This is a genomic window from Paraglaciecola sp. 2405UD69-4, assembly GCF_047525415.1.
In the GTDB taxonomy this organism is placed as follows: domain Bacteria; phylum Pseudomonadota; class Gammaproteobacteria; order Enterobacterales; family Alteromonadaceae; genus Paraglaciecola.
On the sequence record NZ_JBLIXM010000004.1, the window covers coordinates 92,304 to 106,037 of the forward strand.

General features: G+C 40.8%; 15 protein-coding genes. 11 read left to right on the forward strand and 4 right to left on the reverse strand.

What is annotated here, in order from left to right; translation table 11 throughout:
* Positions 1–2 precede the first annotated feature (2 nt).
* Positions 3–569: a cytochrome c oxidase assembly protein gene (locus tag ACMUMK_RS14365; RefSeq protein ID WP_414701835.1), complete on the forward strand. Its 567-nt coding sequence runs from the start codon at positions 3–5 to the stop codon at positions 567–569.
* Positions 570–587: 18 nt separating this feature from the next.
* Positions 588–1,466, forward strand: a complete 879-nt coding sequence (locus ACMUMK_RS14370) for a cytochrome c oxidase subunit 3 (protein WP_414701836.1) — start codon at positions 588–590, stop codon at positions 1,464–1,466.
* 39 nt (positions 1,467–1,505) lie between these two features.
* Here ACMUMK_RS14370 and ACMUMK_RS14375 read toward each other — a convergent pair whose 3' ends face one another.
* Positions 1,506–1,715, reverse strand: a complete 210-nt coding sequence (locus ACMUMK_RS14375) for a DUF2909 domain-containing protein (RefSeq protein ID WP_414701837.1) — start codon at positions 1,713–1,715, stop codon at positions 1,506–1,508.
* A 27-nt stretch (positions 1,716–1,742) separates the two neighbouring features.
* Here ACMUMK_RS14375 and ACMUMK_RS14380 point away from each other — a divergent pair, with 27 nt between their 5' ends.
* From ACMUMK_RS14380 to ACMUMK_RS14405, 6 genes are read left to right on the forward strand one after another with little or no spacing between them, the layout of a single operon-like run.
* Positions 1,743–2,474: an SURF1 family protein gene (locus tag ACMUMK_RS14380; protein ID WP_414701838.1), complete on the forward strand. Its 732-nt coding sequence runs from the start codon at positions 1,743–1,745 to the stop codon at positions 2,472–2,474.
* The gene (locus ACMUMK_RS14385; protein ID WP_414701839.1) at positions 2,467–3,036 is read left to right on the forward strand and encodes a hypothetical protein; all 570 of its coding nucleotides are present in this window, start codon (positions 2,467–2,469) and stop codon (positions 3,034–3,036) included. The genes ACMUMK_RS14380 and ACMUMK_RS14385 overlap by 8 nt, the downstream gene beginning before the upstream one ends.
* Positions 3,037–3,046: 10 nt before the next feature.
* Positions 3,047–4,024, forward strand: a complete 978-nt coding sequence (locus ACMUMK_RS14390) for a COX15/CtaA family protein (protein WP_414701840.1) — start codon at positions 3,047–3,049, stop codon at positions 4,022–4,024.
* Positions 4,025–4,035: 11 nt separating this feature from the next.
* Complete coding sequence (gene cyoE, locus ACMUMK_RS14395) at positions 4,036–4,947, forward strand: heme o synthase (RefSeq protein WP_414701841.1); 912 nt, start codon at positions 4,036–4,038, stop codon at positions 4,945–4,947.
* Between the two features lie 20 nt (positions 4,948–4,967).
* Positions 4,968–5,615 (forward strand): SCO family protein, encoded by a 648-nt coding sequence (locus ACMUMK_RS14400; protein ID WP_414701842.1) that lies wholly within the window; start codon positions 4,968–4,970, stop codon positions 5,613–5,615.
* A 35-nt stretch (positions 5,616–5,650) separates the two neighbouring features.
* Positions 5,651–6,268: a GNAT family N-acetyltransferase gene (locus ACMUMK_RS14405; RefSeq protein ID WP_414701843.1), complete on the forward strand. Its 618-nt coding sequence runs from the start codon at positions 5,651–5,653 to the stop codon at positions 6,266–6,268.
* Here the strand turns inward: ACMUMK_RS14405 and ACMUMK_RS14410 are convergent.
* Complete coding sequence (locus tag ACMUMK_RS14410; protein WP_414701844.1) at positions 6,265–7,308, reverse strand: polysaccharide deacetylase family protein; 1,044 nt, start codon at positions 7,306–7,308, stop codon at positions 6,265–6,267. The genes ACMUMK_RS14405 and ACMUMK_RS14410 overlap by 4 nt on opposite strands.
* Before the next feature lie 23 nt (positions 7,309–7,331).
* Between ACMUMK_RS14410 and ACMUMK_RS14415 the strand changes: the two genes are divergently transcribed.
* Positions 7,332–8,681: an MATE family efflux transporter gene (locus ACMUMK_RS14415; protein ID WP_414701845.1), complete on the forward strand. Its 1,350-nt coding sequence runs from the start codon at positions 7,332–7,334 to the stop codon at positions 8,679–8,681.
* A gap of 250 nt (positions 8,682–8,931) precedes the next feature.
* On the opposite strand, the gene nfuA is transcribed toward ACMUMK_RS14415, so the two are convergent.
* Positions 8,932–9,510, reverse strand: a complete 579-nt coding sequence (nfuA, locus tag ACMUMK_RS14420) for a Fe-S biogenesis protein NfuA (protein WP_414701846.1) — start codon at positions 9,508–9,510, stop codon at positions 8,932–8,934.
* A gap of 149 nt (positions 9,511–9,659) precedes the next feature.
* Between nfuA and ACMUMK_RS14425 the strand changes: the two genes are divergently transcribed.
* Entirely contained in the window at positions 9,660–12,206 is a 2,547-nt protein-coding gene (locus tag ACMUMK_RS14425; RefSeq protein ID WP_414701847.1) for a M14 metallopeptidase family protein, read from the forward strand.
* On the opposite strand, the gene ACMUMK_RS14430 is transcribed toward ACMUMK_RS14425, so the two are convergent.
* Positions 12,190–12,861, reverse strand: a complete 672-nt coding sequence (locus ACMUMK_RS14430) for a ComF family protein (RefSeq protein ID WP_414701848.1) — start codon at positions 12,859–12,861, stop codon at positions 12,190–12,192. The two genes, ACMUMK_RS14425 and ACMUMK_RS14430, sit on opposite strands and share 17 nt — an antisense overlap.
* A 97-nt stretch (positions 12,862–12,958) precedes the next feature.
* Between ACMUMK_RS14430 and bioH the strand changes: the two genes are divergently transcribed.
* Positions 12,959–13,732 carry a pimeloyl-ACP methyl ester esterase BioH gene (gene bioH / locus ACMUMK_RS14435; protein ID WP_414701849.1) on the forward strand — a complete coding sequence of 258 codons (774 nt, stop codon included), beginning with the start codon at positions 12,959–12,961 and terminating at the stop codon, positions 13,730–13,732.
* The last annotated feature ends 2 nt before the right edge of the window (positions 13,733–13,734 follow it).

Genomic DNA, 13,734 nt, shown 5'->3' on the forward strand with positions numbered 1-13,734 from the left:
CTATGAATAAGCAGCAAGAACGAAGCAAAAACAACAAAATGGTAGTGAAGTTACTTGCTATTGTTTTGGGTATGTTTGGTTTTGGTTTTGCCTTAGTGCCTCTCTATGATGTGCTATGCGATGCGCTGGGTATTAATGGTAAAACGTCAGAAACAGCAGCTGTGTATGAATCTGTTGAGGTGGACAAAAGTCGCTTGATAACCGTGGATTTCATTACGCGTATCAATACGGGTATGCCATGGGAGTTTAAAGCCGAAACACGACAAGTAAAAGTTCACCCCGGTGAGATGAGCCAAGTGAACTTTTATGTTCGTAATCCAGCTAATTCTTTAATTGTTGGCCAGGCTGTACCTTCTGTATCTCCTGGTCCTGCGGCGCTATACATGAATAAAACAGAGTGTTTTTGTTTTGAACAACAAACCTTAAACGCTGGCGAAGAAGTGCATATGCCCATGAAGTTTTATGTTGACCCACAACTACCTAAAAATATTACTTATTTTACCGTTCAATACACCCTATATAACGTCACTCCTTCTTCTGATATCCAAGAAGTCGTAGTGATGAATTAAGGGGTTAGGAGAGCAAAAATGTCTGAAAAATATGAAAAGTATTATGTACCAGCAGAAAGCCCTTGGCCTTTTATGGGGGCGGTTGCTTTGTTTCTTATCGCCGTTGGTGCTGGAAATTTTGTCATTGAAACCACAAGAGATAAAGACGGATATGGTGGTTTTATTTTAGCTGCAGGGCTAATTACATTAGTTGTTATGCTGTTTGGTTGGTTCAGAAACCAAATTCATGAATCTATGAGTGGCATGTACAGCTCCCAATTAGGACGCTCTTACCGGCAAGGAATGGCATGGTTTATTTTTTCTGAAGTGATGTTTTTTGCGGCTTTTTTTGGGGCTTTATTTTATGCACGAGTTATCGCTGTGCCTTGGCTTGGCGGCGCATCTAATAACGATATGACAGGTGAGGTTTTGTGGCCCATGTTTAATGCAGTTTGGCCCTTAATCGAAACCCCAGGCGGCACCAAAACCGAGGCAATGGGCTGGTATGGCTTACCGCTTATAAACACTATTATATTAATGGTTTCTTCAGTTACCTGCCATATGGCCCATCTAGCTTTAGAAGAGAATAAACGACAAAAGCTCAAAATCTGGTTAAGTATTACCGTTGTTTTAGGGTGTATCTTTTTGGCCTTGCAGGTTGAGGAGTATATCCATGCCTATACGGAAATGGGGCTAACCCTAGATGCCGGCATTTATGGAAATACTTTCTTTATGTTAACTGGCTTTCATGGATTTCATGTCACCTTAGGAACAGTCATTTTATTGGTAATGTTACTTAGGGTGTTCAAGGGGCATTTCACACCAGATAACCACTTTGCTTTTCAAGCTGGCAGTTGGTACTGGCACTTTGTTGATGTGGTTTGGGTGATGCTGTTTTTCTTTGTTTATATTTTATAAAACAGTGACTTTTGCTGGTTATCTCGGGGTTGGTGGCCCTTAATATGGTGATGGGTTTGGTGTTATCAGACCTGTTGCCATAGCTAAGAGTATTAAGAGGATGATAAGCGCAGATATTATGAGTCTACGTCCAATAAATTTGCTCATTGGTGCTTGGTTAGGGTCATTTTTTAACATCACCATCATGGCTTTAAAAAGGTTGAATACCATAAATAATAGTAACGCCCCAATGATTAGCTTAACGATCATTTTGCCACTCCAAAGTACTGGTAACCGATGGCTGTAAACAGCACTAAGTCACACTTTTCAATGGTAGCTAGCTTAGTAACATTTACAGCGGTTGTCATTATGTTTGCATTAGGTGTGTGGCAATTACAAAGAGCGCAGCAGAAGACAGAACGATTGTTATCTATTCAACAAGGCCAAAGTGAAGAGCAAATGACAATAACAGCACTGCTAGATAAAAGTTTTGACGATATTTTAGATATGCCCGTTTCTATTGTGGGTGAAGCAATGCGCACCAAGTATTTTTTGATTGACAATAAAATCCACAAAGGCCGCGTTGGCTATCATGTTTTAGTGCCTGTTTACACAAATTCAGCTTGGGTGCTTGCTAACTTTGGATGGGTGGCAGCCATGGAAAGTCGCGGTCATTTACCACTAGTAAACCTAAGTGCAGACTCAAGAGAGTATTCAGGAGTGGTCGCTATTCCTAATAAGAATCCTATGGTGAAAGAGACCGCAGTCTTTGATGGTCAGTGGCCGAAGGTCTTACAGCAAATAGATATAGAAATCATGGCGCAACATTTTGACCATGACTTTCTGCCGTTAGTCGTATTGTTAAACGCCGAGCCTGATTCAGGTTTTGAGCGACATTGGCAAGCAGTGGTGATGCCGCCAGAAAAACATATAGCTTACGCAGTGCAGTGGTTTCTGTTAGCCATTGCTGCTATTGCAGTTTTTGTTTTGGCACAACGTAAAAAGCAACTAAGGAGCCGTCATGAGTAGCGATGAAAAAGCAACTAACAAGCGTACAATTTTTATCTTTATTACAGCTTTCATGTTACCTGTTATTTTGGCAAAAATTGCCCTAGACAATAACTGGTTTAATCAAGCTGCGACAAACAAGGGTGAGCTAATACAACCGGCCTTAGACATGGGAACGCTACAAGTTAAGTCGGTCGACCCAAAATGGAAATTGCTTTATGTTTTACCCGAGAAATGTACAGAGTCTTGCAAGAATGCTTTGTACAGTATTGCCCAAGTACATAGTGCTTTAGGTAAAGAAAGAAACAGAGCTGAAACTCTAGTATTAGCATTTGCAGGTAGTGATACTGAGCAACTTGCTTTAGCCAATGAGCAAGCAGAATATAGAGTGGTGAACACCAATGAAGAAACCCTCAAGCAAGTCTTCAAAGATACTGATATTCAGGGCATTTTTATTGCAGACACCTTAAATAACATCATTCTCCGTTATCCAGTTTACGACAACAAAGAGGACGCCATTCTACATAGCAGAGATATGCTTTTTGATATTCGTAAAGTGTTGAAGTTATCACGTATTGGTTAGGAGGGGTTCAATGAAAAAGCTTGTGGTATTGAGCATAGCGTTGGCTTTTGTTGTGATAGTGTTGGGCGCTTATGCTCGACTAACCGATGCGGGTTTGGGTTGCCCCGATTGGCCGGGCTGTTACGGCCATCTGAGTTTTGCAAAAACAACCGAAAATATAGAAACCGCGCAGCAGGCTTTTCCTGATAGGCCCTTTGAAGAGCATAAAGCATGGAATGAAATGATCCATCGTTACTTTGCTAGTGGTCTTGGGTTTGTGATTTTAATAATTTTTGTTGCTAGCTCATTAAAAAGAGCCGAACACGCCCCCGTAAAACTTCCCTTTTTCTTACTGTGTTTAGTGTGCTTTCAAGGAGCGCTGGGAATGTGGACGGTTACCCTCAATTTGCTCCCTGTGGTTGTCATGGGGCATTTGTTGGGGGGATTTACCTTACTTTCCTGTTTGTTCTTACTATATTTAAAACTGAGCCCTTATCGTATTCCAGGAGGGGATCATCGATTAAGGGAGTTTCGAAAATTTACGATTTTGGGGCTGTTTATCGTAACAGTGCAAATTGCGTTGGGAGGCTGGACGTCTGCAAATTATGCTGCTTTAGCCTGTACAGAATTACCCATATGTGAACCTGGCTGGTTAGGCAGGTTAGACTTTTTAGGAGCATTCAGCGTTCCTGACGTAGAGAACTATGAATATGGTGCCCATGATTACAATGAGCGGGTGACTATGCACATTTTACATAGAGCAGGTGCTTTAATTACCTTTTTATATTTGTGTTGGTTGGGTGTTCGCTTGTTTGCCTTATCTAACTCGAAGTTAATCAAAAGGCTGTCAGTCGTCATGGTGCTTATTCTTGGGGTGCAAGTAATTTTAGGTGTGAGCAATGTGGTATTCAGTTTACCCGTGGTTATAGCAGTAATGCATAACGCAATGGCCGCTTGTTTGCTGTTGTCCTTGGTGGCTATTGCCTACACCTTATATCGCAAAATATAGGAGAGAAAGTTATGAGTAAAGTTATAACTGCGGCACAACCAATAAGCACGACTAATTTTTACAGTGCATGCAAAGATTACTATGAAATGACCAAACCTAAAGTGGTGCTATTACTGCTGCTGACGGCCTTGGTAGGTATGTGTTTGGCTACTGAGTCTTGGGTTGGTTGGCAAGTGCTTATTGCAGGGCTAATTGGTATCGGTTTTTTATCATCTGCTGCTGCCGTGATTAATCACGTAGTCGACCGTAAAATAGACAGCCAAATGGCGCGAACATTTAATCGGCCCGTTGTAAAAGGAAAGGTTACACCTCAAAAAGCTCTTATTTTTGCAGCTTTATTAACACTCATTGGCTATGTGATTTTGGAGGTATGGGTAAATCGTTTAACTGCCTTTTTAACGTTAGCCGGTCTTCTTGGTTATGCCGTTGTTTATACTATGTACTTAAAACGTGCTACTCCACAGAATATTGTAATAGGCGGATTAGCTGGCGCTATCCCCCCGCTTTTAGGCTGGACAGCAGTAACAGGTGAAGTTCACGCCAATGCCCTGCTATTAGTTTTGATTGTTTTCACTTGGACTCCACCCCATTTTTGGGCTTTGGCTATTCATCGAAAGAAAGATTATGCTCGGGCTAAAGTGCCAATGTTACCTGTTACCCATGGTATTGAATTTACTAAAACGTCTATCTTGCTGTACACAGTTTTATTGAGTGTGGTGTGTTTATTACCTTACTTAACAGGCATGACTGGTTTGATTTATCTCCTTGGATCAACTGTATTAAATGCGGGCTTTTTGTATTACGCTTGGAAACTAAAATTTGCAGCTAATAATAAAACCGCAATAGAAACCTTTAGGTTCTCTATTATTCATCTTATGGTGTTGTTTGTGGTGTTATTAGTGGATCATTACTTACAGTTTTAAAGCTAGAGACAAGTGTATAAATGAGTAAAATTCAAGCCGGCGTTATTGCTTTGGTAGCCTTAATTTTGGGGTTGATAGCCTCTGTGTATATTGCACCGCCGCAGACAGGGCCCCAAACCGAGCATATTAGTCTGTATCCTCAAGCGCGAGCTTTACCTGACTTTGAGTTGGTAACTCATAAGGGAGAGGCCCTCACTATAGCCGACTTGAAGGATCATTGGAGTTTGGTCTTTGTTGGCTATACCTATTGCCCTGATATTTGCCCGACTACCTTAGCGGAATTAAAAGGTATCTATCCTGAACTACAGAAAATCCCTACAGATAAGCCGCTTCAGGTGATTTTTATTTCGGTGGATCCAAACCGAGATTCAACAGAAAGGTTGAATGAATATATCAACTTTTTTGATCCAGACTTTATTGCCGCAACCGCAGAGCATGTTCAGCTTTTCCCTTTTGTTAGGGCCATGGGAATGATGTACTCCATGACAGAAAGCACTGATAATCCCAATTATTTGGTAGACCATAGCTCTTCTGTTGTAGTGATTAACCCAAGCGCACAAGTTATAGGGCGCTTTAAGCCTGATTTTTCTGTCGGTAAACTACCAGTTAGTGAGGGGCAGAAAATCTTAGAGGATATGCCTGCAATTATTGCAGGGGCTAAGCCTTAATGATGTGCTCTAGCTTGTATCTAAAACAATCTTAAATGATTATTAGGCAGGCTAACCCTTCTGATGCTATTGCATTAGCCCCTCTTATTTTTGCTTCAGGGTCAGAAACCTTAGCAGCGGTTTTGGATATAAATACGGACTTAACTGCTTTAAAGTTTTTGGCTAGCTGCCTAACTGAGCCTGATGGCCAGTATGGTTACTTAAATCATTGGGTGGTGGTGACAAATCAACAAACCATTGGCTGTGTGTCTGCATGGCATAGTCAATTAAGTAAAGAGTTTCATCAGGCTACCTTGAGCAGTTTGCTTAATTTTTACGGGGCTGAACATGTTCACTCCATACTCCGTAATAGCCTAATCACTCAAGATTGTATCCCTAAGCCAGCACCCAATGAATGGTGTGTTGGCCACCTTTCTGTTGCTAGCAGTTATCAAGGTTTAGGTTATGGCAAAGCCATGTTAGCGTTTATGGAGCAGCAAGCTGTTGCAGCTAACAAGACACATTTAAGCTTAGATGTTGCAGCTAACAATAGGTCAGCTTTAGCTTTTTATGAGCACCAAGGATTTGTGAAAGCTGACCTGTCTGGCACAACCAATCGCATGCAAGCCTTAGGTTTAGATGCCCATTGGCATTTACTTAAAACCTTAGGTTAGTCTAACCACTGCCCTTGTGGTGTGGCCATTAGAAAGGGTTGTGAAAACCAGTAGTACCTAGAGCTGTCTTGTTTACTTACAGCGGTGCAATTTATTCTGTGTCTACCGGCTTTATCAATGGTTTTAATTGATAGAGTTATGTGTTCTTGGTTGATTTCTTTAGGTAGTACTTCATTATTTTGAAAGCAATTTATCTGGCTTGGTCTTAAATCTTCATCCTTCACATTAAATGCCAGCTTTTGTGGGGATGAGGTAATGACTGGATCTTGCTGGCTAACCTCAGATACAGGCATAGCCAGAGCACTCATTTTGATTTTTAGTGTTTTCAGGTTGCTGTAGATACCCGCTGCAGGAAATCGTGGCAACGCAGAAAAGTCGCTAAAAGATGAAATAGCTCCACTGTGCTGAGCAAATCCTATATATCCTAAATCCGCTAGGCTGTTTTTCAGCTTGTTATTAAATTCACCATATGGGTAAGCAAAATATTTTAGGCTGTAGCCGAGTTTAGCTAACAGCTGTTGCTCTGCTTGTTGCACGTCTTCGATTGAACGCTGTAACCAGGCCTGTTCTGTTTCATTTTTTTCTCGTGTCAACATATGGGTGTGTTGATTGCCATGATTGGCAAAGCTAACCCCTTGCGACGCCATCTCTTGTACTTGTTTCCAGTCTAACTGGTAGTGAGCTTTTCCAATAAGTGGAGGGTTTACAAATATAGTGTAGGGGAATCCAAATTCTCGCAATATTGGATGAGCGTTTTCATAAATATTTTTATAGCCGTCGTCAAAGGTTATCACAACAGCTTTATCGGGTAATGGTCGGTTGTTCTGTAAGCTTTCGATAACCTGCTGTAATGGTAAAACTTTGTGATGTTGATCAAGATAGCGCATATGTTCTTTAAATGTATCGGGTGATACAGAGGTCACCGGAGGCGTGGAATTACTAACATGGTGATACACTAAAATTACAGCATTATCCTGCGCCCACAACTGTATGCTAAACAATGTGAATGTTATGCTAAGTACGATTGATTTGATGTCCATAACTGGGCCTGTAACAAAGTGATGTGAAAATTAAAGTACCTACTCTATCAAATTTCTGGCAGCTCAGCCTACATAAGCAGATTGTTGTTATTGCACTTCCAATGATCCTAAGCAATATCACAACTCCTTTGATGGGGCTGGTGGATACAGCTGTGTTAGGCCATATGCAGGGCAGTTATTTCTTGGCAGGAGCTTCTGTAGCAACCCTATTGATTACTCAAATATATTGGGTGTGCGGCTTTTTGCGTATGACCAGTACGGGTTTGAGCGCCCAAGCTAAAGGTAGCGCCAAGGTATCTAAAATAAATCAGTCTTTGTTTCAAAGCCTTTTAATTGGATTGGTTTTAGGTTGTGGGCTCCTAGCGCTTCAGGATGTGATTTTAACCATTGGCTTAAGGTTTTCTGAGACCACCGAGTTAGTTAAGCAAGCTATGATTGATTACTTCAAGGCGCGAATATGGGGTGCACCTGCTGCCATGTTAAACCTTGCATTGATTGGGTGGATGATAGGCCAGCAACAAACTAAGCAAGTATTGGCGATTCAAGTAATCGGAAACTTAATTAACGTCGCCCTGAGCATATGTTTTGTGTTTGTATTTGAATGGGGCGTGCAAGGGGTCGCACTCGCTACTGTGGTCAGCGAATATACTATTACCGCTGTAAGTACATGGATGGCAGTGAAAGGCTTAGCGCACATTCAATTTAGTAAAAAATGGTTAACTTTCTCACAGTTAAAACCTTTACTAAACCTAAACGGTAATACTTTTTTCAGAAACTTAGCACTACAAGCTTGCATTGGTTTCTTAATTTTTAAAGGAGTAGGGTTTAGCCCTACTAATGCCGCCATAAACGCTATTTTAATGCAATTTTTTACGCTTATTGCCTTAGGGTTAGATGGAGTCGCTTTTGCTGCAGAGGCATTGGTGGGTGAACAAAAAGGAAGGTTATCATCAGTGGGGATAAAGCAAGTCACCTTGCATGGTTTGATTTGGTCTTGCTTGTTAGCGGTAGTGTATAGTTTAGTGTTTGTAGGATTTGGTGAAGAAATAGTAGGTTTACTTACCGACCAAGTCGAACTACAAGTTGCCATCAGGGATTATCATTGGTTCATTTATAGCTTGCCAATTATCGCCCATTGGTGCTTTTACTTTGATGGGGTATTTGTAGGCTTAACCCGTGCAGTTGCTATGCGCAACAGTATGCTATTTTGTGCTTTAGCTGTGTATTTCCCAGCTTTTTATATTTTTGCTAATTTAGAAAATCAAGGGTTGTGGATAGCTATGAGCTGCTTTTTAATGGCCAGAGGTGTCAGTCTTGGTGGGTATTTTATGTATCTTTGTGGTCATCATTTTCAAATCGAGAAACAGGCTTAAAGCTTGCTGTCATACGGTGAGCTAAAATACCAATGTAACCTTTTATTGCGTACAGGCTTCCAATTACAAGAAGTATCAAGCCAGGAATTTGAATGAGGGCATAATATTTAGCCCCCATTAGAATACATATTACGCCGCCACAAAATATCCCTAAACCCCGTTTAAACTCAGTCCAACTTTTTGCTGGGTTATTAGCTAAGCGGTTTAACCAGTTAATTGGTATTTCCTTATTTACTTGGCTTTGTGCGGTTTAGTAGTAAGAGTGCTCGCCAGCTTGGTGCTCAGTGGCATCTTTAACGGCTGTTAACTCACCGGGAAACTGCTCTAACATTTGCTTTTCAATACCATCTTTTAAGGTGACATCTACTTGGGCACAACCATTACAACCACCGCCAAACTCAAGAATAGCTTCTTTGGCTTCTGTTATTTCAACTAACATTACCTTACCACCGTGGCTTGCTAGCTGCGGGTTGATCTCTGACTCTATCATATAGATAACGCGCTCATTCAATGGAGCATCGCTGTCTACTTTTCTGGCTTTAGCGTTAGGGGCTTTAAGGGTAAGTTGTGAGCCCATTTGGTCGGTGACAAAGTCGATTTCGGCGTCTTCTAAAAAGGGCGCGCTTTCTAAGTCAACTACAGCGTCAAAACCATTAAACTCTAATACTGTGTCTGACGCTTCAACTGCGTCTGGCGGGCAATATGACACGCCACATTCTGCACTTGGTGTACCTGGGTTGACCACAAATACTCGAATATTGGTGTCTGGCTCTTGCTTCTCAAGTAGTTTGCCAAAGTGGGCTTGAGCTGTATCAGAAATTGTAATCATTGAACAAATACCTTAAAACTATTATTGCCAACAGGATAACAAAATTACTTGACTAAAACACTCGGGTAATAGCATTTCCTTATGTTAATTTTAACTAAAACGTGCGACCCTTTTCTAAAAACCTCTGCTTTTTGATCGGATAGACCGTTATGACTTTTATACTGCGACTTTTCGCATTTTCTTTTTTGATGGTAAGTGGTTATGTTTCTGCTGTTGGCGATGAAGACTATTTACCAAGAGATACAAGATTTAACCCTAATATTACCTCACCTACCGAAGCACTTGGGGCAGAAGTGGGGGAGTGGCACGTACGTCATGATCAACTCGCAAATTATATGCAGTTATTAGCTGCCCAGTCAGACAGAGTCAGCATAGTCGAAACCGGGCGAACCCATGAAAATAGACCCTTATATTTATTGGCTTTTAGCTCTCCTGAAAACCAAAAAAATCTTGCGGCTATTCAAGCCAAGCACATTAATAATTTAGGAAAGTCAGCGAGTGCAGATGACCCTCTTATATTGTGGATGGGTTACAGTGTCCATGGCAATGAAGCATCTGGAAGTAATGCAGCGTTGCTGGTGGCTTATTATTTAGCGGCAGGTGAAAGTCAAAAAATAGATGAGCTGTTAAATAATAATCTGGTGTTGTTAGACCCAAGCCTTAACCCTGACGGTTTGTCCCGTTTTGCTCAATGGGCCAATATGCATAGAGGCAATACCTTAGTTGCTGATCCGCAACATCGCGAACATAAAGAAGCCTGGCCATCGGGAAGAACAAATCACTACTGGTTTGATTTAAATCGAGATTGGTTGTTGCTAACCCACCCCGAGTCAAGAGCCCGTATTGCTCAGTTTCATCAATGGCGCCCCCATGTGCTCACTGACTTTCACGAAATGGGATCAAACAGTACATACTTTTTTCAGCCAGGCATTCCGTCAAGGAAAAATCCGTGGACCCCTAGAAAAAACGTAGAACTGACAACTAAATTAGGAAACTTTCATGCCGCAGCCTTAGATAAAACTAAGCAGCTGTATTTTAGTGGTGAATCCTATGATGATTTTTACTATGGAAAAGGTTCAACCTATCCTGACTCGATAGGAAGCATAGGTATTTTATTCGAGCAAGCGAGCAGTCGCGGTCATGTGCAAGATACAGTAAATGGTGAGTTAAGGTTTTCTGACACGATTCAAAATCAGGTGACAACCACCTTATCAACCTTTGAGGGGGCTCTGGCCAATAAAAAAGCTTTGTTAGACTATCAGGTTGAATTTGTTCAACAGACTAATGACTTAATAAAAGATGATGACCTTGCTGGTTATATTCTGCAGGAAAAACTAGATAAAACGCGTTTTGCAAAAATGCTATCTATTTTTAAAGCCCATAAAATTGAATATTGGCCATTATCTAAAAACACTAAGGTAGATAATCAAACCTTTGAAGCCCAAAGCAGTGTATTTGTTCCTTTAGACCAAGCTCAATACAGATTAATTAAGTCTATATTTTCTACCCGCAAAAGTTTTGATGATAATACTTTCTATGATGTCTCGAATTGGAATTTGCCTTTAGCATTCAATATTCAATACACACCAGTATCTAGGGCTCCTAAAGTAAATAAGCAAAGCCAATCTACTTCCCAAGCTATATTGCCTGAGCTGCAGTCATCAGCTTATGCCTACGCTTTTTCTTGGGATGATTATAACGCACCTAAATTACTACAAAGATTATTAGCCAGTAACATTAAGGTCAAAGTGGCTGGTGATGCTTTTTTTGCGAAAACCTCTCAGGGTGGTATGAGCTTTTCTGCAGGTGCAGTAATTGTCCCTACTGCGTTAGCGCAACCAGATAATCTTGTGGCGATACTTGAAGCGCAAAGTGTTGATTTAGGTATTTCGGTGCACTCTATTTCATCGGGCTTAACCACTCAAGGAATTGATATAGGTAGCCGAAAAATGCTCAATGTCTCTCAGCCTAAAGTATTGTTAGTGGGCGGCAAAGGTACATCTCAGTATGAGGTGGGAGAAGTTTGGCATTATCTTGACCAACACCTAGATATGCCTGTTTCGGTCACAGATATGAATGAGCTACAAACACTAAACCTTGAGAACTACACTCATATGATTTGGGTGCAAGGCTCATATAAAAATGTAGCGGATAGAATTTCTCAAAACCTTGATACTTGGCTTCGAAACGGCGGTGTACTCATAGGGCAAAAATCAGCAGTAGCTTGGTTTTCAAATAACAACTGGTTAAAAGTTTCAGTTAAAACAGAAAGTGATGTTCAGTCGGCTTTTGCAACAGATCATCTTAGTTATAAAGACAAAGATAGTTTGGCTGCAAAGCAAAGAGTTGCAGGGGCTGTTTATGAAACCCAGCTAGACTTAAGTCACCCACTAGCCTTTGGTTTTCATTCAGAAACCTTACCGGTATTTCGCAATAGCGCGATTGTGTTACGAAAGCCTGTAAAACCTTTTATAACTGCAGCTTTTCACCCCCAAACATCCCTTATGGCAGGATACACAGCGCAAGAGATTCAAGAGCAAATAAGTGGCAGTGCTGCCGTTGTAGCTCACAACGTAGGTAAGGGTAAGGTCATTGCCTTTGCTAACAACGTAAACTTCAGAGGTGTTTGGTATGGCACTAGCCGCTTAATGAGTAACGCAATTTTTATGGCGCCATTTATCAAGGCGCAAGGGTAAGACAAATACACCATATGTCTATCTTCAAGTGGGGATAGGCAGCTTTTAATGTGTTGTAGGCATAATTCATTGTGGTGCCTGTGGTAATTACATCATCAAATAATGCTATGTGTTGATACTGCATTAAGTTGCTCTTTGGGTTGACTATAAAAGCATGTTTTAGGTTTTGTCTGCGCTTTGCTGCACTTAATTTTGTTTGTGCTTGTGTGGCTTTGTTACGGTACAAACTAGATGTGTTTAAAGGTATATGAGATAGCTTATTAATTTGTTTGGCCAATTCTATGCTTTGGTTAAACTTACGCTTAAAGTAGCGATTTTTATGTAAAGGAATAGGCAGTATTAATTGCGGTAACGTGCTGATATCCCTAAGACAATGATTATTAAAAAGGGTAGCAAGAGCTTTGGCATTAGGTATATATGCTGAAAATTTTAGACCCGTTACTAATTTTGAAAGCGGCCACTGGTAATCGCTTAGCGCCACAACATTAGAAAAGTCGACTTTTGCTAATCCTTTTTTAACTTTAGGGTTTAGCATTAAGTTAAAGTCATAGTTGGCTAGTTCAAACAGGACTAAGTCTTTTTTACAATAGCCACAAATAAGATGGCTTGAAGATTGTTTGCATATTAAACAGTGCTGCTCAAAGGGTATAATCATTCGCTAACCATCCTTGGTTTATATTTAATAAGCCTCAATTTAGTCAATTACTTTAAACAAAGACTCCCGTTAAACGTCAATTAAGTGTAGAAGAAATATGTCGATTAATTTAAATGTTACAAAGATTGGGCAGGGGCCAAACCTAGTATTCTTACATGGTTGGGGAGTAAATAGTGGTGTATGGCAGCCTCTGATAGACATACTAGCGAAGGAATACTCTATAACGACTATAGACCTTCCCGGTTACGGACAAAATCACGATAAGTTACCAGAACCCTATGATATCGATACTGTTTCAGCGCTTATCGCAGCTCATTTGCCAACATCTTGTGTATTAATTGGTTGGTCTTTAGGTGGCTTAATTGCTCAGCAGATTGCCTATGATTTTCCAGAAAAGCTTAGCCAACTTATTTTAGTTTGCTCTACTCCAAAATTTGCAAAGGAGCCTGATTGGCCAGGTATTGAGAAAAATGTGCTGATGCTTTTTGCCCGTCAATTATCTTTAGATTTTTCGAAAATGTTAGAGCGCTTTTTGATGATCCAAGCAATGGGAAGTGAAAATGCTAAGTTTGATGTTAAGACAATCAAACAAAATGTACAGCAGTATCCCAACCCTTCTGAGACGGCCCTTATGGCAGGTTTAAACATGCTTGAAAAGGTAGACCTAAGAGTTAAGCTTAATCAGCTAACTATGCCCTGCCATATCTTTTTAGGCAGATTAGACAGCTTAGTTCCAGCCGCTGTTTCTGAGCAATTAAGGGAGCTAAGCCCAACTGCTAAGGTGGAAGTTATTGCCCATGCTTCTCATGCTCCTTTTATTTCTGATACCGAGGGTTTCGTGAAACGATTATTGGGAGCACTAACACTGTAGCT

Coding starts and splice junctions, on each gene's coding strand:
- cyoE (WP_414701841.1), top strand. CDS start 4,036: ATGAGTAAAGTTATAACTGCGGCACAACCAATAAGCACGACTAATTTT.
- ACMUMK_RS14425 (WP_414701847.1), top strand. CDS start 9,660: ATGACTTTTATACTGCGACTTTTCGCATTTTCTTTTTTGATGGTAAGT.
- ACMUMK_RS14370 (WP_414701836.1), top strand. CDS start 588: ATGTCTGAAAAATATGAAAAGTATTATGTACCAGCAGAAAGCCCTTGG.
- ACMUMK_RS14400 (WP_414701842.1), top strand. CDS start 4,968: ATGAGTAAAATTCAAGCCGGCGTTATTGCTTTGGTAGCCTTAATTTTG.
- ACMUMK_RS14385 (WP_414701839.1), top strand. CDS start 2,467: ATGAGTAGCGATGAAAAAGCAACTAACAAGCGTACAATTTTTATCTTT.
- ACMUMK_RS14390 (WP_414701840.1), top strand. CDS start 3,047: ATGAAAAAGCTTGTGGTATTGAGCATAGCGTTGGCTTTTGTTGTGATA.
- ACMUMK_RS14375 (WP_414701837.1), bottom strand. CDS start 1,715: ATGATCGTTAAGCTAATCATTGGGGCGTTACTATTATTTATGGTATTC.
- ACMUMK_RS14430 (WP_414701848.1), bottom strand. CDS start 12,861: ATGATTATACCCTTTGAGCAGCACTGTTTAATATGCAAACAATCTTCA.
- ACMUMK_RS14410 (WP_414701844.1), bottom strand. CDS start 7,308: ATGGACATCAAATCAATCGTACTTAGCATAACATTCACATTGTTTAGC.
- ACMUMK_RS14365 (WP_414701835.1), top strand. CDS start 3: ATGAATAAGCAGCAAGAACGAAGCAAAAACAACAAAATGGTAGTGAAG.
- nfuA (WP_414701846.1), bottom strand. CDS start 9,510: ATGATTACAATTTCTGATACAGCTCAAGCCCACTTTGGCAAACTACTT.
- bioH (WP_414701849.1), top strand. CDS start 12,959: ATGTCGATTAATTTAAATGTTACAAAGATTGGGCAGGGGCCAAACCTA.
- ACMUMK_RS14380 (WP_414701838.1), top strand. CDS start 1,743: ATGGCTGTAAACAGCACTAAGTCACACTTTTCAATGGTAGCTAGCTTA.
- ACMUMK_RS14405 (WP_414701843.1), top strand. CDS start 5,651: ATGATTATTAGGCAGGCTAACCCTTCTGATGCTATTGCATTAGCCCCT.